Here is a 20,497-nt window from a genome sequence, read left to right on the forward strand (position 1 = left end):
GGCGGCTCGGCCGCATGCGCGTGCGTCTACGCTGCGGGCATGGACGCACTCGCCGGACTCCTCGACGGGCCCCGCGCCAAGGGCGCCTTCCTGCTGCGGATGGTGATGGAGCCCCCGTGGTCGGTGCGGATCGAGGACGGCGCCCCGCTGTGCCTGATGTGCGTCACCGAGGGCGAGGCGTGGATCACGCCGCCCTCCGGCGAGCCCGTCCCGCTGCGCCCCGGCGACCTCGCCATCGCGCGCGGCCCGGAGCCGTACACCGTCGCGGACGCCGCCGGCCGGACGCCGCGCGCCCGCATCGGACCCGGCGGGGAGTGCGCCACCCTCTCCGGCGAACCGCTCGCCGAGACCCTGCGCCTGGGCGTACGGACCTGGGGCAACGCCCTCGACGGCGGCACGACCGTCCTCGTCGGCACCTACCTGGTGGACGGCGAGGTCGGACGGCGGCTGCTCGACGCGCTGCCGCCCCTCGTCCACCTCCCGGCCGAGCTGTGGCGCTGCCCGCTGATGCCGTTCCTGGAGGAGGAGATCGCCCGCGACGAGCCGGGCCAGAGCGCCGTCCTCGACCGGGTCCTCGACCTGCTGCTCATCGCCGCCGTCCGCGCCTGGTTCGCCCGGCCCGGCGCCGAGGCGCCCGCCTGGTACCGGGCGATGGCCGACCCGGTGGTGGGCCGCACCCTGCGCCTCCTCCAGGACGATCCCGCCCATCCGTGGACGGTGGCCTCGCTCGCCGCGAAGGCCGGGGTGTCCCGGGCGGCGCTCGCCCGCCGCTTCACCGCCCTGGTGGGGGAGCCCCCGATGACGTACCTGACCGACTGGCGCCTCGCGCTCGCCGCCGACCTGCTGCGCGAGGGCGACGCCACCCTGGAGTCCGTCGCCCGGCGGGTCGGCTACAGCGGCGCCTTCGCCCTCAGCGCCGCCTTCAAACGGGTCCGGGGCGTCAGCCCGAGCACCTACCGCTCCGGCACCTGACCCGCCCCGGACCCCGGCCGGACCCGGCCCGGACCCGGATCGGCCCCCGACCGGCCCTGACCGGTCCCGGTCGCTCCCGGGCCGCGACACGTTTGCCGTACCGGCAACTTTTCTCGCGTTTTCGGCGACCTTCCCCGCACGCTGGTGCCATGACCCAGCAGCGCGCACCCCACGACCACCACGGCGACCACTCCGGCCACGGCCACCAGGGCGGCCACGGAGAGGGCCACGGGCACGGACCGGGCCACGGACACGGCCACGGGCACGACACCGGGCTCGCCTGGAGCGAGCTCGCCCCGCTCCTGGAGCGGCAGGCCGAGGTCGCCGGCACCGCCTACCGCGAGGCCGCCGCCTGGCTCGGCACCCTGCTCCCGGCGAGCGGCGTCCGCCGCCTCCTCGACGTCGGCAGCGGCCCCGGCGTCATCACCGCGATGCTCGCCGAGGCGTTCCCGTACGCCGAGGCCGTCGCCGTCGACGGCACCCCCGAACTCCTGGAGCGCGCCCGCGCCCGCGCCGAGGCCCGGGGGCTCGGCGCCCGCGTCACCACCCTGCGCGCCGAACTCCCCGGCGAGGCCGCCGCGCTCGGCGAGGCCGACCTGGTGTGGGCGGGCAACTCGCTGCACCACATCGGCGACCAGCGCGCCGCGCTCGCCGACTTCGCGAAGGTACTGCGCCCCGGCGGCCTGGTCGCCCTCGTCGAGGGCGGGCTCACCCCCCGGCACCTGCCCCGGGACATCGGCATCGGCCGCCCCGGCCTGGAGGCCCGCTTCGACGCCGAGCACGCCGACTGGTTCGCCCGGATGCGGTCCGAGCTGCCCGGCGCGGTCCGCGAGCCGGACGACTGGCGGGCCCTGTTCGCCTCCGCCGGCCTCGTCCCGGCCGGCACCCGCACCTTCCTCGTGGACGTCCCGGCCCCCGTCCCGCAGGTCGTCCGCGAGCTGGCCGTCAGCCACTTCGGCCGGCTGCGGGAGGGCTTCGGCGACAGCCTCGGCGCCGAGGACCGGGCCACCCTGGACCGGCTCCTCGACCCGGCGGACGAGCAGTCCCTGCACCACCGCACGGACCTCTTCCACCTCACCGCCCACACGGTCCACACCGCCCGCAAGGGCTGAGCGCGGGCGCGCGGAAAAGGGAGGAGGGGGCACCGGCGCGGCCGGTGCCCCCTCCTCCCGTCGTCCGGGGCTCAGGCGCCCACGTTGAACTCGCCCGGGTTCGGGCCCAGGCGGCGGCCCTCGTCGAGCGCCGCGATCGCGGCCAGGTCCTCGGCGTCCAGCTCGAAGTCGAAGACGTCGATGTTCTCCCGGATGCGGGACGGGGTCACCGACTTCGGGATCACCACGTTGCCCAGCTGGAGGTGCCAGCGCAGCACCACCTGGGCCGGGGTCCGGTCGTGCTTGCGGGCGACGGCGACGAGCGCGGGGACGTCCAGCAGGCCCCGGCCCTGGCCCAGCGGCGACCACGCCTCGGTCGCGATGCCCAGCTCGGCGTGGACCGCGCGGGACCCGGCCTGCGCGAGCTGCGGGTGCAGCTCGATCTGGTTCACCGCCGGCACCACCGAGGTCTCCCCGGTCAGCCGCTCCAGGTGCTCGGGCAGGAAGTTGGAGACGCCGATCGCGCGGGCCCGGCCGTCGGCGAGGATCTTCTCCAGGGCCCGGTAGGTGTCGACGTACGCGTCCTTCGCCGGCACCGGCCAGTGGATCAGGTACAGGTCGACGTGGTCGAGGCCGAGGAGCTCCAGCGAGGCGTCGAAGGCGCGCAGCGTGGAGTCGTACCCCTGCTCGCTGTTCCACAGCTTCGTCGTGACGAACAGTTCCTCGCGGGGGAGCCCGGAGGCGGCCAGGGCCCGGCCGGTGCCCCGCTCGTTCTCGTAGATCGCCGCCGTGTCGATGGAGCGGTAGCCCGCCTCCAGCGCGGTGGCCACGGCCTTCTCCGCCTCGTCGTCCGGCACCTGCCAGACGCCGAAGCCGAGCTGCGGCATCGCCACGCCGTTGTTGAGGAGGACAGAGGGGACCTTGTTGTCCGTGCTCACGTGGGAAGGATCCTTACGTCGTCGTGGTCGTACGGGGACGGGCGCGGCCCGCCCTCCCGTGCAACGATCACCCGGCCCGTGGAATTCCGGCCACCGGAAACCGCTCTCCGGTCCTTGCGGGGTGCCCCCCGGCGCCTCAGCCGTACAGCGCGTCCACCTCGGCCCCGTACGCCCGCTCGATCGCCTTCCGCTTCAGCTTCAGCGAGGGGGTGAGCAGCCCGTGCTCCTCGCTGAAGGGGTGCGCCAGGATGCGGAAGGTGCGGATCGACTCCGCCTGCGACACCAGCGTGTTCGCGGCCACCACCCCGCGCCGGATCTCCGTCTCCAGGTCCGGGTCCCGCACCAGCTCGGCCGGGGAGAGCGACGGCCGGCCCCGGATCGACAGCCAGTGCTCGACCGCCTCCCGGTCCAGCGTGACCAGGGCCGCCACGTACGGCCGGTCGTTGCCGACGACCAGGCACTGCGCGATCAGCGGATGGGCCCGCACCCGCTCCTCCAGACCGGCCGGCGACACGCTCTTCCCGCCGGACGTCACCAGGATCTCCTTCTTCCGCCCGGTGATCGTCAGATAGCCGTCCTCGTCGAGCGCCCCGATGTCCCCGGTGGCCAGCCAGCCGTCGCTGAGCACCGCGGAGGTGGCCGCCGGGTCGTTCAGGTAGCCGGAGAAGACGTGCCCGCCGTGCAGCCACACCTCCCCGTCCTCCGCGATGTGCACGGTCGTGCCCGGCACCGGCCGGCCCACCGTGCCGTACCTGACCCGGTCCGGCGGGTTCGCGGTCGCGGCGGCCGTCGACTCCGTCAGGCCGTACCCCTCGTAGACGGTCACCCCGGCGCCCGCGAAGAACAGCCCCGTCCGCCGGTCCATCGCCGAGCCGCCGGACATCGCGTACCGGATCCGCCCGCCGAGCGCCTCCCGCACCTTCGCGTACACCGTCCGGTCGAAGAACTGGTGCTGCACCCGCAGCGCCGCCGACGGGCCGGGCCCCAGGCCGAAGGAGCGCTGCTCCAGCGCCTCCGCGTACTTCACCGCCACGTCCGCCGCCTTGTCGAAGACGCCCGCCCGGCCCTCCGCCTCCGCCTTCCGGCGGGCCGCGCCGAGGATCTTCTCGAAGACGTACGGGACGGCGAGGACGAAGCTCGGCCGGAAGGCGGCCAGATCGGGCAGGAGCACCGAGGCCGTCATCGACGGCTGGTGCCCCAGCTTCACCCCGCCGCGCACCGCCGCCACCTCCACCATCCGCCCGAAGACGTGCGCCAGCGGCAGGAAGAGCAGCGTGGAGGTCTGCTCGCCCGGCCGGGAGCCGAAGACCGGCGCCCACCCGGCGAGCACCGTGTCCGTCTCGAAGAGGAGGTGGCCGTGGGTGAGCACGCAGCCCTTGGGGCGTCCGGTCGTGCCCGAGGTGTAGATGACGGTGGCGACCGTGTCGGGCGTCACCGCCCGGCGGTGCCGCTCCACGACCTCCGCGTCGATCTCCGCCCCGGCCGCCGTCAGCTCGGCGACCGCGCCGGGCCCCGCGTCCTCGCCGGGGTCGAGCTGCCACAGCCGCTGGAGGCGCGGCAGCCGGTCCACCACCGAGCCGATCGTCATGGCGTGGTCCTCGTGCTCCACCACGCAGGCCGTGACCTCGGCGTCGTGCAGCATCCACAGCACCTGGTCGGCGGAGGAGGTCGGATAGACCGGCACCGGCTGGGCGCCGAGCGTCCACAGCGCGAAGTCGAAGAGGGTCCACTCGTAGCGGGTACGGGACATGATCGCGACCCGGTCCCCGAACCGCACCCCGTGCGCGACCAGCCCCTTCGCCAGCGCCAGCACCTCGTCCCGGAACTCCGCGCAGGTCACGTCCCGCCAGGAGCCGTCCGGGCCCCGGCGCGCGAGGGCGGCCGCGTCGGGGGTGGCCCCGGCCCGGTCGAAGACGGCGTCCGCCAGACCGCCGTCGAGCGGGGCCGCCCCGACGGGCGGCACGGTGAACTCGCGCACGGACCTGCTCCTCCCTCGACGGCTCGCCGGATCGATGGCTCGGTGGCTGAAAGAGGCCGCTGTGACGGCTGCGGCGCCGTGACCGTACCCCACGGGGAGGGGCGGCGGCAGGACCTTCACCAAGCCGCGACAAATCCCGTTCCCACAGGTCAGGGCAGGTGAGAAGGCATATGCCGACCGGATGGGACGCCGGGCGTGCCGAGGGGCGCGTCCGCCGGCCCTGAAGTCTCCACGGAATCCGTACGCCCTCCGCACGTTCCCGGAACCGGCCGGTAACCACCGACCCGGCGCCCAACGGCGACCCGGAGCCGCCGCCGGACCCGCCCCGCGCCCCCTCCCGGTCCCTCAGGGCGCGGGCCGCAGCCGGTCGCCGCTCTCCAGGATGGCTTCCGCCAGGGCGTCCACCGCCTCCCGCACGGGCCCGGCGCCCCGCCCCCGGCGCAGGACGAAGTCCACCCCGCCCAGCTCCGGCAGGCCCGCGCGGGCCGGCACGGGGGCGAGGCCCGGCGGCAGCAGGCCCCGGGCGTGGGCCATCACGCCGAGGCCCGCCCGCGCCGCCGCCACGTTCGCGCTCAGGCTCGAACTCGTGCAGGCGATCCGCCAGGACCGGCCCGCCGCCTCCAGCGCGGCCAGCGCCCGCGCCCGGGTGATGCCCGGCGCCGGGTAGACGATCAGCGGCACCGGCCGGTCCGGATCGACCCGCAGCCCCGGCGCCCCGATCCACACCAGCGCGTCGCTCCACACCAGCACGTCGCCGCCGTCGTCCGCCCCGCCGCCCCGCTTGGCCAGGACCAGGTCGAGCCGGCCGGCCGCGAGCCGGGCCTGGAGCGTCCCCGACAGCTCCACCGTCAGCTCCAGGTCCACCTCCGGGTGGGCCCGCCGGAACGCCTCCAGGATCTCCGGCAGCCGGGTCGCCACGAAGTCCTCCGAGGCCCCGAACCGCAGCCGGCCGCGCAGCCGCGTCCCGGTGAAGAACGCCGCCGCCCGCTCGTGCGCCTGGAGGATCGTCCGGGCGAACCCCAGCATCGCCTGACCGTCCTCGGTCAGCTCCACCCGGTGCGTGTCCCGGGTGAACAGCGGCCGCCCCACCGCCTCCTCCAGCCGCCGCACGTGCTGGCTGACGGTCGACTGGCGCAGCCCGAGCCGGCGGGCCGCCCGGGTGAAGCCCAGGGTCTGGGCGACGGCGAGGAAGGTGCGCAGCTGCGCGGGCTCGTACACCCGCCCCACTATCCCCGCCCGGCCCGCCCCCGTCATCACGGAACGCGATCACAGTCAGAGCGCCGTACGGGATTCCCGATCACCGGGGGGTGGCGCAGGATGGGAGGGCGCGACCCGCCCCGGGACGGCACCGCCCGAGGGCGGCGGCCCGCCCGCCCGATCCCACCGAGTGGAGCCATGACCGTCCGCCTTGCCCGTCCCGCCCGCCGCACCGGCCGCCCGCCGTTCCGGCTGCCGGTCGACGGCTACGTCCTCGCCCTCCTCGGCACGGTCGGCCTCGCCGCCCTGCTGCCCGCCTCCGGCACCGCCGCCACCGTCGCCGGGTCCACCGCGACCGGCGCCGTCGCGCTCCTCTTCTTCCTCTACGGCGCCCGGCTCTCCACCCGCGAGGCCCTCGACGGCCTCCGCCACTGGCGGCTCCACCTCACCGTCCTCGGCTCCACCTTCCTCGTCTTCCCGCTGCTCGGCCTGGCCGCCCGCGGCCTCGTCCCCGGCGTCCTCACCCCGCAGCTGTACGGCGGCTTCCTCTTCCTCTGCCTGGTCCCGTCGACCATCCAGTCGTCGATCGCCTTCACCTCGATCGCCCGGGGCAACGTCCCGGCCGCGATCTGCGCGGGCTCCTTCTCCTCGCTGGCCGGCATCGTGCTGACCCCGCTCCTCGCCGCCGCCCTCCTCGGCGGCGGCACCGGCGGCCTCTCCGCCGACTCCCTCCTCAAGATCACCCTCCAGCTCCTGGTGCCCTTCCTCGCCGGACAGCTCCTGCGCCGCTGGGTGGGCGGCTTCCTCGTCCGGCACAAGAAGGTCCTCGGGTACGTCGACCGGGGCTCGATCCTCCTCGTCGTCTACACCGCCTTCAGCCAGGGCATGGTCGCCGGCATCTGGCACCTGGTGACCCCCGGCCGGCTCGCCCTCCTGCTCGCCGCCGAGGCCGTCCTCCTCGCCGCGATGCTGGCCCTGACCTGGTACGGAGCGGGGAAGCTCGGCTTCGGCCGGGCCGACCGGATCGCCATCCAGTTCGCCGGCTCCAAGAAGAGCCTCGCCGCCGGCCTCCCCATGGCGAGCGTCCTCTTCGGCGCCCACGCCTCCCTCGCCGTGCTGCCGCTGATGCTCTTCCACCAGATGCAGCTGATGGTCTGCGCGGTCCTCGCCAAGCGCCGCGCCCGCGACCCGGAGGAGCCCGCCGGGGAGACGGCTGGGGAGACCGCGCCGCCGGTCCCCGGGCGGACCGCCGCGCCGAAGTGATCACCGGGGCCGTTACGGTGCTCCCATGCCCGCACCCGCGCCCGCCCGCCCCGTGACCGGCCCCGCCCCGCACCGGGACGGCCGCCGATGACCCGCGTCCCGATACGGTATGGAGCCCGCCCCTGCTCCCTCGTCGTCTGCCGCGGCTGCTGCTGCGGCGACGCCCGCAAACACCCCGGCACCGACCACGCCGGCCAGCTCGACCGGCTCCGCGCCGCCGCCGCGGCCTCCGGCGGCCGGTTCGCCGTCCGCACCAGCGACTGCCTCGGCGTCTGCGAGCACGCCAACGTCGTCGTGGTCCAGCCCTCCACCGAGGGCCGGCGGCGCGGCGGCCGGGCGGCCTGGGTCGGCTTCGCCCTCGACGACGACTGCCTCGACGACATCCTCGCCTGGACCGAGGCGGGCGGCCCGGGCCTCGCCCCGCCCCCGCCGGCCCTCGCCCTCCAGCTGATCGACCCGCCGAAGAACTAGACGGCCCCGCTCCGGCCCGCGGCGGAACCCCTCGCGGTCCGGAGCGCGCCGGCCCGCACCGGCCACCGGACCGGCGCGGGCCGGCTCACAGCGCGAGCCGGTGCTCGCCCGCGTACACGTTCATGTCCGCCCCGCGCAGGAAGCCGACCAGCGTCAGCCCCGTCTCCGCCGCCAGGTCCACCGCCAGCGAGGACGGCGCGGACACCGCCGCGAGCACCGGGATGCCCGCCATCACCGCCTTCTGCGCCAGCTCGAAGGAGGCCCGCCCCGACACCAGCAGCACCGCCCGGTCCAGCGGCAGCAGGTCCTCCCGCAGCGCCCGCCCGACCAGCTTGTCCACCGCGTTGTGCCGGCCCACGTCCTCCCGTACGTCCAGCAGCTCGCCGTCCTCCGAGAAGAGCGCCGCCGCGTGCAGCCCGCCCGTCCGGTCGAAGACCTTCTGCGCGGCCCGCAGCCGCTCCGGCAGCGCCGACAGCAGCGCGGGGGAGACCCGTACCGGCGGGGTGTCCGCGATCGGGAAGCGCGCCGTCGTCCGCACCGCGTCCAGGCTCGCCTTCCCGCACAGCCCGCACGACGAGGTCGTGTAGACGTTCCGCTCCAGCGTGATGTCGGGGAGCACGACGTGCGGCGCCAGCTTCACGTCCACCACGTTGTACGTGTTCGAGCCGTCGTCCGTGGCGCCCGCGCAGTACACGACGGTCCGCACGTCCTCGGCCCGCGCCAGCACCCCCTCGCTCACCAGGAACCCGGTGGCCAGCGCGAAGTCGTCGCCCGGCGTGCGCATGGTGACGGCGAGCGGCCGGCCGTTCAGCCGGATCTCCATCGGCTCCTCCGCCACCAGCGTGTCCGGCCGGGCGCTCACCGCCCCGCCGCGGATCCGCGTGACTCGCCGTCGCTCGGTGACCCGTCCCATCGCCGCCCTCGTCCCTCGTGCCTCGTCCGCCGCGCCCGGAACCCTTCCCGGCCGCCCCATTCTCCGCCACCCCCGGCGACCCCGCCGGACCCGGTGCGGGGCTTGGGCCGTTGTCACGGTCGGCCAAGCGGTAAGGGCGAATCTTGGTGGTTTACGTCACCTGTTACCCATCAGTCGCTGACAAGACTGGGTCCTTCCTGCCGACGACGCATCACGAACCATCGAGGGGGGTCCCGGTATGACCGGCACTCGCATTGCCGCGCTCGGGCACTACCAGCCCGCCAAGGTCCTGACCAACCACGACCTGGCCGAACTGGTCGAGACGAGCGACGAGTGGATCCTCAGCCGGGTCGGCATCCGCACCCGGCACGTCGCCGGCCCCGAGGAGCCCGTCGACGAGCTCGCCGCGCACGCCGCCGGCAAGGCGCTCGCCGCCGCCGGCCTCACCCCCGGCGACATCGACTACGTCATCGTCGCCACCTCCACCGCGATCGACCGCTCGCCCAACACCGCCGCCCGGGTCGCCGCCCGCCTCGGCATGGGCTCGCCCGCCACCCTCGACCTCAACGTGGTCTGCGCCGGCTTCACCCACGCCCTCGCCACCGCCGACCACACCGTCCGCGCCGGCGCCGCCCGCCGCGCCCTCGTCATCGGCGCCGACAAGATGACCGGGATCACCGACTGGACCGACCGCACCACCTGCGTCCTCACCGGCGACGGGGCGGGCGCGGTCATCATCGAGGCGACCGACGAGGACACCGGCGCCATCGGCCCCGTCCTGTGGGGCTCCGTCCCCGAGATGGGCCACGCCGTCCGCATCGAGGGCACCCCGCCGCGCTTCGCCCAGGAGGGCCAGAGCGTCTACCGCTGGGCCACCCAGCAGCTCCCCGCCCTCGCCCGCGCGGTCTGCGAGCGGGCCGGCGTCACTCCCGAGGAGCTCGCCGGAGTCGTCCTCCACCAGGCCAACCTGCGGATCATCGAACCCCTCGCGCACAAGATCGGCGCCGTCAACGCGGTCGTCGCCCGCGACGTCGTCGACTCCGGCAACACCTCCGCCGCCTCCATCCCCCTCGCCCTCGCCAAACTCGTCGAGCGCGGCGAACTCCCCTCCGGCGCCCCCGTCCTCCTCTTCGGCTTCGGCGGCAACCTCTCCTACGCGGGCCAGGTCGTCCGCCTCCCCTGAGTTCCCCCCCCGGACGACCGCCCCTCCGTGCCCCGTCCGGCGCAGTGCGGGCGGGGACCGGTGGCGGGGGCACCCGGGCGCGCCTAGCTTCGACCACGGTGGGGGTACCGGCGCCGACGGCGCCGGACCCGGACCCGGAGCCGCTCCGCGCCCGCGCCCCCGCCGCGAACCGGAGGACCGCATGCGCGCGATACGCACCGCCCCCGCCGCCCTGCTCGCCACCGCGGCCGTGGCCCTGGCCGCCCCCGCGGCCACCGCGGGGGAGGGCGACGAGGGGACGGACCGGAACATCACGTCGTTCGGCTTCTCCGTCTCGCCCCGCACCATCGCCCCCGGCGGCACCGTCACCCTCACCACCGAGGGCTGCGAGGTGCCCTCCGTGACCGTCACCTCCGGGATCTTCGACACCGTGACCCTCACCGAGGGCCGGCCCGGCAGGGCGACCGTGGACATCGACGCCAAGGCCGGGACCCAGTACGAGATCGCCTTCGACTGCAAGGGCGAGCGCGGCACCACCACCCTCACCGTCGAAGGCGGCGGCGCCCCGCACGACCGGCCCACCCCGCCCGCGCCGCACGACCCGCACGACCCGCCCAAGGGCGTCAAGGCGGGCTTCGGCGGCTCCACCGGCTCCGAGACGCTCGGCACCGCCGAACTCGCCGCCGGCGGCGTCCTCATCGCCGCCGCCGCGGGCACCGCCTTCGTCCTCACCCGCCGCGGCCCGTCCGGCGGCCGCCCCTGAAACGGCCCCTCCGCCCCGGTGTGACGAGGTCCGGGACGGAGGGGCGCCACGCCCCGCCCGCCGCCGAGGAGGCCCGCCCCCGTGAACAGCCCGACCGGCCGGCGCGGCGCCTGGGGCATCGTCGCGATCCTCCTCCTGCTCGGCGTCCACCTGGTCCGCGGCGGCGCGCAGCAGCTCACCGCCACCGGCCCGCCCCGGCCGGTGGCCGCCGAGGCCCCCACGAGGACGGCCCCCGCCCCGGCGCGCCCGCTCCCCGCCTCCCCGCCGCTCGCCGTCGCGATCCCCGCGATCGGCGTCGACGCCCCCCTCGCCCGGGTCGGCCTGGACGCCGACGGCTGGCTGGAGGCCCCGCCGCCCGAGCACCCCGGCCGGGCCGGCTGGTACGCCGCCGGAGTCACCCCCGGCGAACGCGGCACGGCCGTCGTCGTCGGCCACGTCGACACCCCCGCGGGCCCGGCCGTCTTCCACTCCCTCGGCGCCCTCACCCGGGGCGCCGCGGTCGAGATCCGCCGCACCGACGGCCGCACCGCCGTCTTCACCGTCCACGGCGTCGAACTCGTCCCCCGGGACGACTTCCCCGCCGCCCGCGTCTACGCCGCCACCGGCGCCCCGGAACTCCGCGTCATCACCTGCGGCGGCCGCTACGACCCCCGCACCGGCTACACCGGCAACGTCGTCGTCTCCGCCCGCCTCACGGCCCTCCGCTGACCTGACGTATTCCGGCCACGCACTGGCTCGGACCAACCGCCCAGGGCCATCGTGGACCCCGGAGCGGGCGTCGGGGGGCGTCGCGCTCCGGGGGACGGGAGGTCCCGTGCACCCGGCCCCGCCGGAACACGGGACCACCCCTGCCCCACCCCGTGACTGACCACGGCAAACACCGGTGAAAGCGCCCGCGAACCCCTGGTAGAGTTGTCCATGTCGCCGCGGGGAGCACCCGCGACCACGACACACACCCTGTCCGGGTGGCGGAATGGCAGACGCGCTAGCTTGAGGTGCTAGTGCCCTTTATCGGGCGTGGGGGTTCAAGTCCCCCCTCGGACACCACACGGAAAGCGCCGGTCGATCTCATCGACCGGCGCTTTCCGCATGTCCCCTTCCGGGCCGGCCGGGGGCTCCGAGGACCGTTCACGCCTTCCGGGCCAGGACCAGTCGGCAGTTCGGGGTGCCGTCCGGGCGGGTGCCGAGGGTGGGGAGGGGGTGGTGGGTGACGTGGAAGCCGGTGCGTTCCAGGTGGGTGCGGACGTCGGCGAGGCGGAAGGTGCGGTAGTACATGACGAACGGGGGGCGCCACAGGAGGTTGCGGGCGCGCATCGCCGTGTCGAAGGCCCAGAGGGTCCAGTAGGCGGCGGAGCCGACCGGGGGCGGGGCCGGGAGGGGGAAAGCGAGGAGGCCGCCGGGGCGGAGGGCGGCGTGGACGCGGGCGAAGAGGGCGGGCTGGTCGGCGGGGAGGAAGTGGCCGAAGGCGCCGAAGCTGACCGCGAGGTCGAAGGCGGGGCCGAAGGGGAGGGCCAGGGCGTCGGCCCGGACCAGGGTGGCGCCGGGGTGCCGGCGGCGGGCCTCGGCCAGCATGTTCGTACTGATGTCGGCGCCCGCGATCCGGCCGGTGCACAGGGCGCGCAGGACGCCGAGGCCCGCGCCGGTGCCGCAGCAGACGTCGAGGCCGGAGCCGAAGGGGCCCAGGGGCTCCAGGGCGCGGGTGACCGGCTCCAGGATCCGGTCGGGGGTGCGGAACGGGGTCGCGTCGAACTTAGGCGCCAGCAGGTCGTAGCCGTGCTCGACGGAGGAGAGCGCCTGGACGGCCAGTTCGCGGAGGGTCGGGCCCTGCGGGGTGAACATGGGGCGACTCTACGCAGCGGGCGGGCCGCCGCGGTCAGAGCGCGCTGCGCACCGGCGGGGCGGGCCAGACGGGAGTGGTCCCGGTGAGCTGGCAGGCCAGCAGGTAGAGGGGGATCGGCGGGGTGTAGGGCCAGGTCCCGTCGGGGTGGTGGATGAGGCGCGGCCGGCGGTCGGGGATCTCGGCACCGGGGGCGTAGCAGGAGGGCAGCGGCCAGGTGAGGTCCTGGTCGGAGCCGGCCGGGACGAGCCACCACCACCAGTCGGAGTCGGCGTACACGCAGCCCTTGGCGGGGAGCCGGGAGAGGACCTTGAAGCCGAAGCGGGCGGGGACGCCGACGGCGTCGCAGCCGAGCTCGGTGCGCAGCCCGGCGGGGACCGCGAGCCGGGTGCCGGCCAGGACGCGGCGGTGCTCGGGGGACCGGCGGGCGCGGGGGACGAGGAGGGACGCCATCGACTTCAGCATGGCTCCCCCAGGCCGTGGGCGAGCTCCGCCCAGACGATCTGGGCCGTGCCGTGGCCGGTGCGCTCGGAGCCCCAGGCCGGACAGAGGGCGTCGACGATCAGGAGGCCGCGGCCCCGCTCCTCCGCGCCGCAGTCGCGGATCCGGGGCCCGGCCGGGCCGCCCTCGTCGCGGACGGCGATGCGGAGGGTCTTCGTGCCCTCGCGGACCTCGCAGACGATGCGGCTGCTGGCGGTGTGCAGGACGGCGTTGGTGGCCAGCTCGGAGACGACCAGGGCGGCCGTGTCGCGTATCTCGGGGCCGCAGCCCCACAGGATCAGCCGTTCCTCGACGAGTCGGCGGGCACGGCCGACGGACTCGGTGCGGGCGGGCAGCTCGAAGGCGAAGCGGCGGACCGGGTCGCGGAAGCCGGCGGGATCGGGATCGCGCGGGCCGGTGTCGTGGCGGGTGGTGTCGCGGTGCGGCCGCGGGCGCTGGGCCATGACTCGGGAGCTCATGAGACCTGAGGGCTGCGCGTTACCAGAAGCCACGACCGGTTCCTCACAACAGTGGGCAGGGCTGCCGTACGTCGCTGTCGCCGGGACACGGGGGCGTACCGGCGGCAGTGTGTACTGGTTCACCGGAACACTCTCCTCCCGTCTCGGACACTTGGCAAGTGGCACTCTGAAAATTGCAGAGTGCCGTGTTCTCTCCGGCCGTCCTTCGTGGCACACTCATCGAAACAGTGCGTCGGGGAGGTCTGAGAGTGAGCGAGCCGCGGTCCGCCCCCACGGTGGGACAGGTCGTCCTCGGCCGTCGTCTCCAGGACCTGCGCGAGCGCGCGGGCATGAAGCGCGAGGAGGCCGCCAAGGTCCTCCACGTGGCCCCGGCCACGGTGCGCCGCATGGAGACCGCCGAAGTCGCGCTGAAGATCCCGTACGTCCAGCTCCTGCTGCGCACGTACGGCGTCACCGGCCCCGAGGCGGAGGCGTTCCTCGCCCTCGCCGAGGAGGCCAACCTGCCCGGTTGGTGGCAGCGGTTCCACGACGTGCTGCCCGGCTGGTTCTCGATGTACGTCAGCCTGGAGGGGGCCGCGAGCCTCATCCGGGCCTACGAACCCCAGTTCGTCCCCGGTCTGCTCCAGACCGAGGAGTACGCCCGCGCCATTCTGCGCAGCGGAGCGGTCGGCGGGGGCGGCGACGCCGCCCGCGAGGAGGACATCGACCGGCATGTAGCCCTGCGGATGGAGCGTCAGGCCCTGCTCGTCAGGGAGGACGCCCCGAAGTTCTGGGTGATCATGGACGAGACGGTGTTCCGCCGGCCGGTCGGCGACGGGCCCGAGGTGATGCGCGCCCAGCTCGACCGGCTGCTCGAAGCGTCCGAGCTGCCGAACGTCACCCTGCAGATCGCGGAGTTCGCGTCAGGCCACCACCCCGGCACGTACGGTCCCTTCGTCCTCTTCCGCTTCGCCATGCCCGAACTCCCGGACATGGTCTACAGCGAGTACCTGACCGGCGCCGTCTACCTCGACGCGCGCCCCGAGGTGGCGTCCCACCTGGAGGTCATGGACCGTATGGCGGCGCAGGCCGCGACTGCACAACGCACGAAGGAGATCCTCCGGGACCTCCGCAAGGAGCTGTGAATGGATCGCATATACAACGGCATGCCCGCCGCGGAGCTCGGTGCCGAGGGATGGCACAAGCCCTGGAGCGGCGGGAACGGGGGCAACTGCGTGGAGGCCATGAAGCTGGCCGACGGCAGGGTCGCCGTGCGACAGTCCGCAGACCCTGAAGGACCCGCGCTCATCTACACCCACGGAGAGATCGCCGCGTTCATCGCGGGGGCAAAATCCGGCCAGGCTGACTTCCTGCTCACCTGACCCCTTCCCTCCCGCCCCTACCGTCACGTAACTCTTGTAGCAGCGCCACACGTTCGTCCCGACCAGGAGAGCCGACGATGACCCAGGACCCCGCATCCGTCCGCAGCGAGATACGGATCGACACCAGCAAGCCCCATCCCGCGCGGATGTACGACTGGTTCCTGGGCGGCAAGGACAACTACCCGGTCGACGAGGAGATGGCCCGCCAGCTCCTCACCGTCGACGCCCGCGGCCGCGACATGGCCCGGGTCAACAGGGCCTTCATGCACCGCGCCATACGCTGGCTCAGCGCCCGGGGCGTGCGCCAGTACCTGGACATCGGCACCGGCATCCCGACCGAGCCCAACCTGCACCAGATCGCACAGCAGGCCGCGCCGGAGGCCCGGATCGTCTACTGCGACAACGACCCCATCGTGCTCGCGCACGCCGCCGCCCTGCTGCGCTCGACCCCGGAGGGGGCCACCGAGTACATCCAGGCGGACGCGCGGGACCCCGAGGTCATCCTGGAAAGGGCTGGAAAGGTCCTTGACTTCGACCAGCCCATCGCCCTGTCGATGCTCGCGCTGCTCCACTTCCTCGGCGACGAGGACGGCGCCCACGACATCGTCGCCAAGCTGGTCGAGAAGCTCGCCCCGGGCAGCTACCTCGTCCTGTCGCACGTCACCGGGGACTTCGACCCCGAGGGCGCGGCGAAGGCCGTCGGCATGTACAAGGCCCGCGGCCTGACCCTGCGGCCCCGCAGCCGCGACGAGCTCGCCGCCTTCTTCGAGGGCATGGACCTCGCCGAGCCCGGCGTCTCGCTCACCGCCGAGTGGCACCCGGAGCTGGGCGAGCCGGTGCCGGTCCAGGGCGACGACCCGATCCCCGGCTGGTCGGGCGTGGCCCGCAAGCTCTGACCGGAGCCGTACCCACGCACGGACGGGGAGGGGCCCGCGGTTCGCGCCGCGGGCCCCTCCCCGCGTGCCGTCACGCCCGCAGGTACGCGAGCCCCGGGTGCACCGCCGCGTAACCGTCGAACAGCCGGCGCGCCACCGCCACCGAGTCCACCAGCGGGTGCAGCGCGAACGCCTTCACCGCCGCCGCCCGCTCGCCGCTCTCCGCCGCCGCCAGCACCTCCCGCTCCACGCCCTTCACCGCCGCCACCAGGCCCGCCGCGTGGTACGGCAGCGGGTCCACGGCCATCGGCCGGGCGCCGTTCGCGTCGACCAGGCACGGCACCTCGATCACCGCGTCCGCGTCGAGGCCCGGCAGCGTCGTCCCGTTCCGCACGTTCAGGATCAGGGTGGCCCGCTCGCCGCGCGCGACGGCCCGCATCAGCGCCAGCGCCACCTTCTCGTAGCCGCCGGACTCCAGGTCCTCCTCGGCCCGGTCCCCGGCCCCGGCCGCCTCCCGGTTGTGCGCCATGTAGGTCGCCTCGCGGTCCGCCAGCGTGCGGTGCCAGGCGTCCAGCGCCCGGACCTCCGGCTTCGCCGCCTCCGCGTAGAAACCGGCCTGCTGGTCCAGCAGGTACGCCCCCCGGGTCCGCTCCGCCGCCCGGTAGGAGGCCACCGCCTCCCGGTTGAAGTAGTAGTAGTGCAGGTACTCGTTGGGCACCGCGCCCAGCGAGCGCAGCCACTCCGGGCCGAACAGCCGCCCCTCCTCGAACGAGCCCAGCAGCGCCTCGTCCGCGAACAGCCGGGGCAGCTCGTCCCGCCCGTCCACCCGCAGCCCGCGCAGCCACCCCAGGTGGTTCAGGCCCACGTAGTCGATCCACACCCGGTCCGGGTCCGCGCCCAGCACCCGCGCCACCCGCCGGCCCAGCCCCACCGGGGAGTCGCAGATGCCGACGACCCGGTCGCCCAGCACCCGGGACATCGCCTCCGTCACCAGCCCGGCCGGATTGGTGAAGTTGATGACCCAGGCGTCCGGGGCGAGCGCGGCGATCCGGTGCGCGATCCGGGTCGCGACCGGCACGGTCCGCAGGCCGTACGCGATCCCGCCCGCGCCGACCGTCTCCTGCCCGAGCACGCCCTCCGCCAGCGCCACCCGCTCGTCGGCGGCGCGGCCCTCCAGACCGCCCACCCGGATCGCCGAGAAGACGAAGTCGGCGCCGCGCAGCGCCTCGTCGAGGTCGGTGGTGGCGGTGACCTCCGGCGCGTCCGGCACCCCCGCCGCCTGCTCGGCCAGCACCCGGGCCACGGCCGCGAGCCGGTCGCCGTCGAGGTCGTGCAGGGTGACGCGGGTGATCCGCCCCTCGGCGTGGTCGCCGAGCAGGGCTCCGTACACCAGCGGAACCCGGAATCCGCCGCCGCCGAGAATCGTCAGTCGCATGGCCCGTACGCTACTCGGCCGCCCCCGCCGTCCGGGGCGGACCGGCCCGGACGTCCACGCGCCCGTCCACATCCCGGTCAGCCGCATCCCGGTCACCGGCGTTCCGGTCAACCGCGTCCCGGTCACCGGCGTCCCGGCCGCCGGGGGAGAATGAGCGCATGTCCCGACGCAAGCCCACGCCGCGCCCCCGTCCGTCCGCGCCCGCCCCGGCCGTCACCGCGGGATCGCCCTGCCCCTGCGGGCTGCCGGCCGCGTACGGCGACTGCTGCGGGCGCTTCCACGACGGGAGCGGGGGTACGGCGCCGACCGCCGAGCTGCTGATGCGGTCCCGGTACAGCGCCTTCGTCGTCGGGGACGCGGCCTATCTGCTGCGGACCTGGGCGCCGGCCACCCGGCCCGCCGTCCTCGACCTCGACCCGGGCACCCGGTGGACCGGCCTGGAGATCCGCGACACCCGCGACGGGACGGCCTTCCACCGGACCGGCACGGTCGCCTTCACGGCCCGCTACGTCCAGGGCGGCGAGCCGGGCGCCCTGGCCGAGCACAGCCGCTTCGCCCGCCACGACGGCGCCTGGGTGTACGTGGACGGCGACTTCCCGGAGGACTGACCCGCCCGCGCCCGCGTCCTCAGCGGGCGCCGACCGGCCGCCGGTCCTGGGCGCGGTGGGCCGGGAGGCCCGCCGACAGGTCCTCCGCGACGGCCTTCTTGGCGATGGCGTCGGCGGCGGCCCGCAGCTCGGGCCCGCTGGGCCGGCCGCGCTCGCCCTCCAGCCGGTCGGCCAGCCAGTCGCCCCAGGCCCGGGTGATGACCTCGCTCTCGCGCCGGCCGGCCTCCGTGTGGGAGAGGAGGTTGCCGTGCCGGGTGAGGAAGCCCTCGTCGACCATCCGGTCGAAGACCGGGAAGATCACCTCCGGCGGGACCCGGCGGCTCGCCGCGATGAGCCCGAGGCTCGCGTGTCCGACCGTCCGGGTGTACAGCTCCACCTGCATGACGGCCCAGGCGCCCGCGACGTCGAGCCGGGTGTCGGAGTCCAGGACGATCCGGCGGGCGGTGTCCCGGTCCATCCGGCTCAGCAGCCGGCCCACGGAGAGTTCGAGGAGCTTGGCGGAGTCGCCCGCGCTGGTGGGGGAGGCGAAGCCCTCGCCCATGTCGGGGGCGGCCTCCCGGACCGTGTCGCGCAGCTTCACCTGCTTGAGGAAGAGGGCGACGACGAAGCCGACGACGGCGACCGGCACGGTCCACAGGAAGACGGTGTGGAGGGTGTCGGCGTAGGCGCGGACGATCGGCGCGGCGACGCCGTCGGGCAGCGAGTGGAGCCCGGCGGGGCTCTGCGCGGCCCGCGCGATCGCCTCCGGGGAGAGGCCGGCGGGCCCGCCGAGGGCGGCCGCCTCGGCGACCCCGGCGGTCAGGTTCGGCTTGAGCGAGTTGGCGTAGATCGTGCCGAAGACGGCGGTGCCGAAGGAGCTGCCCAGGGTCCGGAAGAAGGTGACGCCGGAGGTGGCGGTGCCGAGGTCCGCGTAGTCGACGGTGTTCTGTACGGCGATCGTCAGGACCTGCATGCACAGGCCGATGCCGAGGCCGAGGACGAACATGTACAGCGACTCCAGCCAGGCCCCGCTGGTCTCGTCCATCAGCGACAGCAGGTAGAGCCCGAGGCCCATGACGGCGCAGCCGACGATGGGGAAGATCCGGTAGTGCCCGGTCTTGCTGACCACGTTGCCGCTGTAGATCGAGGCGATGAGCAGGCCGACGACCATCGGCAGGGTGCGGATGCCGGAGATCGTCGCCGAGTCCCCGTCCACGTACTGGAGGTAGGTCGGCAGGAAGGTCATCGCGCCGAGCATCGCGAAGCCGACGACGAAGCTGAGCACCGAGCAGACGGTGAAGACCGGGTTGCGGAACAGCGTCATCGGCAGCATCGGCTCGGCCGCCCGGGTCTCCACCCAGCAGAACAGGGCGAGGGCGAGCAGACCGCCCGCGAAGAGGCCGATGATGACGCCGGAGCTCCAGGCGTACTCGTTGCCGCCCCAGCTCGTCGCCAGGATCAGGGCGCTGGAGCCGACGGCGACCAGCGCGATGCCCAGGTAGTCGATGACGGGGCGGCTCGCGGAGCGGACCGAGGGGATGGTGCGGGCGGCGGCGATCACGACCAGGACCGCGATCGGCACGTTCACGTAGAACGCCCAGCGCCAGCTCGCGTGGTCGGTGAACAGACCGCCGAGCAGCGGTCCGATGACGGTCGAGACGCCGAAGACGGCGCCGATCGCGCCCTGGTACTTGCCCCGTTCGCGCAGCGGGATGACGTCGGCGATCAGCGCCATCGAGGTCACCATCAGACCGCCGGCGCCGACGCCCTGGAGGCCGCGCCACACGATCAGCAGCGTCATGTTGGAGGCGAGGCCGCACAGGAACGAGCCGGTGATGAAGACGACCGCCGAGATCTGGAAGATCACCTTGCGGCCGAAGAGGTCGCCGAACTTGCCGACCAGGACCGTCGCCACCGTCTCCGCGAGGAGGTAGGAGGTGACGACCCACGACATGTGGGCGGCGCCGCCGAGGTCCGCCACGATCGTCGGCAGCGCGGTGCCGACGATGGTCTGGTCGAGGGCGGCCAGGAGCACGCCGAGCATGATCGTGCCGAAGACGATGTTGCGCCGCCGGCCGTCGAGCACGGGCGGGGCGGGTGCCTCCGGGGTCGCGGGCGCCGCGTCGGTGGTCGTGGTCACCCTCGCAGCGTCACACCGGCCCGGCGCGGCTGCCCGTGGGGTACCGCCGAACAGGTGGCGCCCGCCGGGCGGCCGCGGAGGCCGTGGTCAGGGACGCACGGGCAGCTGCGGGTGGTGCTTGGCGAGGATCTTGTTGGCGCGCGCGAGGGCGGCCAGCGCGTGCTCCCGGTCGGCCCGGTCCTCCGCGCAGAGCGGTCCGCGGAAGCGGTAGACCTCGCGGGCCGCGCAGTCCGCCTCGATCTCCGCCTGGAGGACGTGGGCGGGGAGACAGGAGCCGATGAGGGCGGCCACGTGGTCGGGGATCGGGACGGGCACGAGGGGGGAGGACGAGGCGATCACGGGGTCAGTCCTAGCGGTTCGTGGGGGCGGACGGGAAGGGCTCTCACCTCCATACGTACCGGACCCCGGTGCCGGTTCCGTCCCGGCCCCGGTCCCGGCGCGCGGCGGGGGCACCGGGTCCGCCGGGCGCACGCGGGGGCGCCCCGCCCGCGCCCGGCGCGGACGGTGATCGCGGGACCGCGCGTTCCCGCAGGTACGGGGCCCGGCGCGGGCGCG

Annotated in this window: 22 protein-coding genes and 1 tRNA gene; 13 read left to right on the forward strand and 10 right to left on the reverse strand. The window is 74.9% G+C overall.

What is annotated here, in order from left to right; all coding sequences use genetic code 11:
* Positions 1-39: 39 nt before the first annotated feature.
* On the forward strand, positions 40-972 hold the full coding sequence (locus IE219_RS09560) for an AraC family transcriptional regulator (protein WP_189976164.1): 933 nt from the start codon (positions 40-42) through the stop codon (positions 970-972).
* Positions 973-1,121: 149 nt separating this feature from the next.
* Positions 1,122-2,084, forward strand: coding sequence for a class I SAM-dependent methyltransferase (locus IE219_RS09565; RefSeq protein ID WP_189976165.1), 963 nt, complete (start codon positions 1,122-1,124; stop codon positions 2,082-2,084).
* 71 nt (positions 2,085-2,155) lie between these two features.
* Here the strand turns inward: IE219_RS09565 and IE219_RS09570 are convergent, their stop codons facing one another.
* The 3 genes from IE219_RS09570 to IE219_RS09580 all read right to left on the reverse strand — a co-directional run bounded on the left by IE219_RS09570 (position 2,156) and on the right by IE219_RS09580 (position 6,197).
* Positions 2,156-2,950 carry an aldo/keto reductase gene (locus IE219_RS09570; RefSeq protein WP_189976410.1) on the reverse strand — a complete coding sequence of 265 codons (795 nt, stop codon included), beginning with the start codon at positions 2,948-2,950 and terminating at the stop codon, positions 2,156-2,158.
* Between the two features lie 187 nt (positions 2,951-3,137).
* On the reverse strand, positions 3,138-4,979 hold the full coding sequence (locus IE219_RS09575) for an AMP-dependent synthetase/ligase (protein WP_189976166.1): 1,842 nt from the start codon (positions 4,977-4,979) through the stop codon (positions 3,138-3,140).
* A 345-nt stretch (positions 4,980-5,324) separates the two neighbouring features.
* Positions 5,325-6,197 (reverse strand): LysR family transcriptional regulator, encoded by an 873-nt coding sequence (locus IE219_RS09580; protein ID WP_229849682.1) that lies wholly within the window; start codon positions 6,195-6,197, stop codon positions 5,325-5,327.
* Positions 6,198-6,374: 177 nt separating this feature from the next.
* On the opposite strand from IE219_RS09580, the gene IE219_RS09585 reads away from it, so the two are divergent.
* Both IE219_RS09585 and IE219_RS09590 read left to right on the forward strand, forming a co-directional pair.
* Positions 6,375-7,439 (forward strand): bile acid:sodium symporter family protein, encoded by a 1,065-nt coding sequence (locus tag IE219_RS09585; protein WP_189976168.1) that lies wholly within the window; start codon positions 6,375-6,377, stop codon positions 7,437-7,439.
* Between the two features lie 87 nt (positions 7,440-7,526).
* The gene (locus IE219_RS09590) at positions 7,527-7,910 is read left to right on the forward strand and encodes a (2Fe-2S) ferredoxin domain-containing protein (protein WP_189976169.1); all 384 of its coding nucleotides are present in this window, start codon (positions 7,527-7,529) and stop codon (positions 7,908-7,910) included.
* A gap of 85 nt (positions 7,911-7,995) precedes the next feature.
* Here IE219_RS09590 and fdhD read toward each other — a convergent pair whose 3' ends face one another.
* Positions 7,996-8,823 (reverse strand): formate dehydrogenase accessory sulfurtransferase FdhD, encoded by an 828-nt coding sequence (gene fdhD, locus IE219_RS09595; protein ID WP_189976170.1) that lies wholly within the window; start codon positions 8,821-8,823, stop codon positions 7,996-7,998.
* A 238-nt stretch (positions 8,824-9,061) separates the two neighbouring features.
* Between fdhD and IE219_RS09600 the strand changes: the two genes are divergently transcribed.
* The 4 genes from IE219_RS09600 to IE219_RS09615 all read left to right on the forward strand — a co-directional run bounded on the left by IE219_RS09600 (position 9,062) and on the right by IE219_RS09615 (position 11,795).
* A complete protein-coding gene (locus tag IE219_RS09600; protein WP_189976171.1) occupies positions 9,062-10,006 on the forward strand; it encodes a beta-ketoacyl-ACP synthase III in 945 nt (314 codons plus the stop codon).
* 181 nt (positions 10,007-10,187) lie between these two features.
* Entirely contained in the window at positions 10,188-10,748 is a 561-nt protein-coding gene (locus IE219_RS09605) for a hypothetical protein (protein WP_189976172.1), read from the forward strand.
* Positions 10,749-10,829: 81 nt separating this feature from the next.
* Complete coding sequence (locus IE219_RS09610; RefSeq protein WP_189976173.1) at positions 10,830-11,456, forward strand: class F sortase; 627 nt, start codon at positions 10,830-10,832, stop codon at positions 11,454-11,456.
* Between the two features lie 251 nt (positions 11,457-11,707).
* Positions 11,708-11,795, forward strand: a tRNA-Leu gene (locus IE219_RS09615).
* Positions 11,796-11,876: 81 nt separating this feature from the next.
* Here IE219_RS09615 and IE219_RS09620 read toward each other — a convergent pair.
* From IE219_RS09620 to IE219_RS09630, 3 genes are read right to left on the reverse strand one after another with little or no spacing between them, the layout of a single operon-like run.
* Positions 11,877-12,587, reverse strand: coding sequence for a class I SAM-dependent DNA methyltransferase (locus IE219_RS09620; RefSeq protein WP_189976174.1), 711 nt, complete (start codon positions 12,585-12,587; stop codon positions 11,877-11,879).
* 34 nt (positions 12,588-12,621) lie between these two features.
* Complete coding sequence (locus IE219_RS09625) at positions 12,622-13,050, reverse strand: hypothetical protein (RefSeq protein ID WP_189976175.1); 429 nt, start codon at positions 13,048-13,050, stop codon at positions 12,622-12,624.
* Positions 13,044-13,529 carry an ATP-binding protein gene (locus IE219_RS09630; RefSeq protein WP_189976176.1) on the reverse strand — a complete coding sequence of 162 codons (486 nt, stop codon included), beginning with the start codon at positions 13,527-13,529 and terminating at the stop codon, positions 13,044-13,046. Before IE219_RS09630 ends, IE219_RS09625 begins: the two co-directional genes overlap by 7 nt.
* A gap of 263 nt (positions 13,530-13,792) precedes the next feature.
* On the opposite strand from IE219_RS09630, the gene IE219_RS09635 reads away from it, so the two are divergent.
* From IE219_RS09635 to IE219_RS09645, 3 genes are all read left to right on the forward strand, one after another.
* A complete protein-coding gene (locus tag IE219_RS09635) occupies positions 13,793-14,668 on the forward strand; it encodes a Sco1979 family transcriptional regulator (protein ID WP_189976177.1) in 876 nt (291 codons plus the stop codon).
* Complete coding sequence (locus IE219_RS09640; protein WP_030495614.1) at positions 14,669-14,905, forward strand: DUF397 domain-containing protein; 237 nt, start codon at positions 14,669-14,671, stop codon at positions 14,903-14,905.
* Positions 14,906-14,982: 77 nt separating this feature from the next.
* Positions 14,983-15,801: an SAM-dependent methyltransferase gene (locus IE219_RS09645; protein ID WP_189976178.1), complete on the forward strand. Its 819-nt coding sequence runs from the start codon at positions 14,983-14,985 to the stop codon at positions 15,799-15,801.
* A 70-nt stretch (positions 15,802-15,871) separates the two neighbouring features.
* Here IE219_RS09645 and IE219_RS09650 read toward each other — a convergent pair whose 3' ends face one another.
* On the reverse strand, positions 15,872-17,215 hold the full coding sequence (locus IE219_RS09650) for a 6-phospho-beta-glucosidase (protein ID WP_189976179.1): 1,344 nt from the start codon (positions 17,213-17,215) through the stop codon (positions 15,872-15,874).
* Here IE219_RS09650 and IE219_RS09655 point away from each other — a divergent pair.
* Positions 17,214-17,369, forward strand: a complete 156-nt coding sequence (locus tag IE219_RS09655) for a hypothetical protein (protein WP_189976180.1) — start codon at positions 17,214-17,216, stop codon at positions 17,367-17,369. The genes IE219_RS09650 and IE219_RS09655 overlap by 2 nt on opposite strands.
* Before the next feature lie 4 nt (positions 17,370-17,373).
* Positions 17,374-17,823, forward strand: a complete 450-nt coding sequence (locus tag IE219_RS09660; RefSeq protein WP_189976181.1) for a YchJ family protein — start codon at positions 17,374-17,376, stop codon at positions 17,821-17,823.
* Between the two features lie 19 nt (positions 17,824-17,842).
* Here the strand turns inward: IE219_RS09660 and IE219_RS09665 are convergent, their stop codons facing one another.
* Complete coding sequence (locus tag IE219_RS09665) at positions 17,843-19,942, reverse strand: MDR family MFS transporter (RefSeq protein WP_189976182.1); 2,100 nt, start codon at positions 19,940-19,942, stop codon at positions 17,843-17,845.
* A gap of 87 nt (positions 19,943-20,029) precedes the next feature.
* Positions 20,030-20,281: a hypothetical protein gene (locus IE219_RS09670; RefSeq protein WP_373298802.1), complete on the reverse strand. Its 252-nt coding sequence runs from the start codon at positions 20,279-20,281 to the stop codon at positions 20,030-20,032.
* Positions 20,282-20,497 lie beyond the last annotated feature (216 nt).

The sequence above is a fragment of the Streptomyces termitum genome (assembly GCF_014650175.1).
Taxonomy (GTDB): Bacteria; Actinomycetota; Actinomycetes; order Streptomycetales; family Streptomycetaceae; genus Streptomyces; species Streptomyces termitum.

Bases quoted from the DNA above. Each gene is read 5' to 3' on its own strand.
- IE219_RS09560 (WP_189976164.1), top strand. From the start codon at position 40: ATGGACGCACTCGCCGGACTCCTCGACGGGCCCCGCGCCAAGGGCGCC.
- IE219_RS09565 (WP_189976165.1), top strand. From the start codon at position 1,122: ATGACCCAGCAGCGCGCACCCCACGACCACCACGGCGACCACTCCGGC.
- IE219_RS09570 (WP_189976410.1), bottom strand. From the start codon at position 2,950: ATGCCGCAGCTCGGCTTCGGCGTCTGGCAGGTGCCGGACGACGAGGCG.
- IE219_RS09585 (WP_189976168.1), top strand. From the start codon at position 6,375: ATGACCGTCCGCCTTGCCCGTCCCGCCCGCCGCACCGGCCGCCCGCCG.
- IE219_RS09590 (WP_189976169.1), top strand. From the start codon at position 7,527: ATGACCCGCGTCCCGATACGGTATGGAGCCCGCCCCTGCTCCCTCGTC.
- fdhD (WP_189976170.1), bottom strand. From the start codon at position 8,823: ATGGGACGGGTCACCGAGCGACGGCGAGTCACGCGGATCCGCGGCGGG.
- IE219_RS09600 (WP_189976171.1), top strand. From the start codon at position 9,062: ATGACCGGCACTCGCATTGCCGCGCTCGGGCACTACCAGCCCGCCAAG.
- IE219_RS09605 (WP_189976172.1), top strand. From the start codon at position 10,188: ATGCGCGCGATACGCACCGCCCCCGCCGCCCTGCTCGCCACCGCGGCC.
- IE219_RS09620 (WP_189976174.1), bottom strand. From the start codon at position 12,587: ATGTTCACCCCGCAGGGCCCGACCCTCCGCGAACTGGCCGTCCAGGCG.
- IE219_RS09625 (WP_189976175.1), bottom strand. From the start codon at position 13,050: ATGCTGAAGTCGATGGCGTCCCTCCTCGTCCCCCGCGCCCGCCGGTCC.
- IE219_RS09630 (WP_189976176.1), bottom strand. From the start codon at position 13,529: ATGGCCCAGCGCCCGCGGCCGCACCGCGACACCACCCGCCACGACACC.
- IE219_RS09640 (WP_030495614.1), top strand. From the start codon at position 14,669: ATGGATCGCATATACAACGGCATGCCCGCCGCGGAGCTCGGTGCCGAG.
- IE219_RS09645 (WP_189976178.1), top strand. From the start codon at position 14,983: ATGACCCAGGACCCCGCATCCGTCCGCAGCGAGATACGGATCGACACC.
- IE219_RS09655 (WP_189976180.1), top strand. From the start codon at position 17,214: ATGGCCCGTACGCTACTCGGCCGCCCCCGCCGTCCGGGGCGGACCGGC.
- IE219_RS09650 (WP_189976179.1), bottom strand. From the start codon at position 17,215: ATGCGACTGACGATTCTCGGCGGCGGCGGATTCCGGGTTCCGCTGGTG.
- IE219_RS09660 (WP_189976181.1), top strand. From the start codon at position 17,374: ATGTCCCGACGCAAGCCCACGCCGCGCCCCCGTCCGTCCGCGCCCGCC.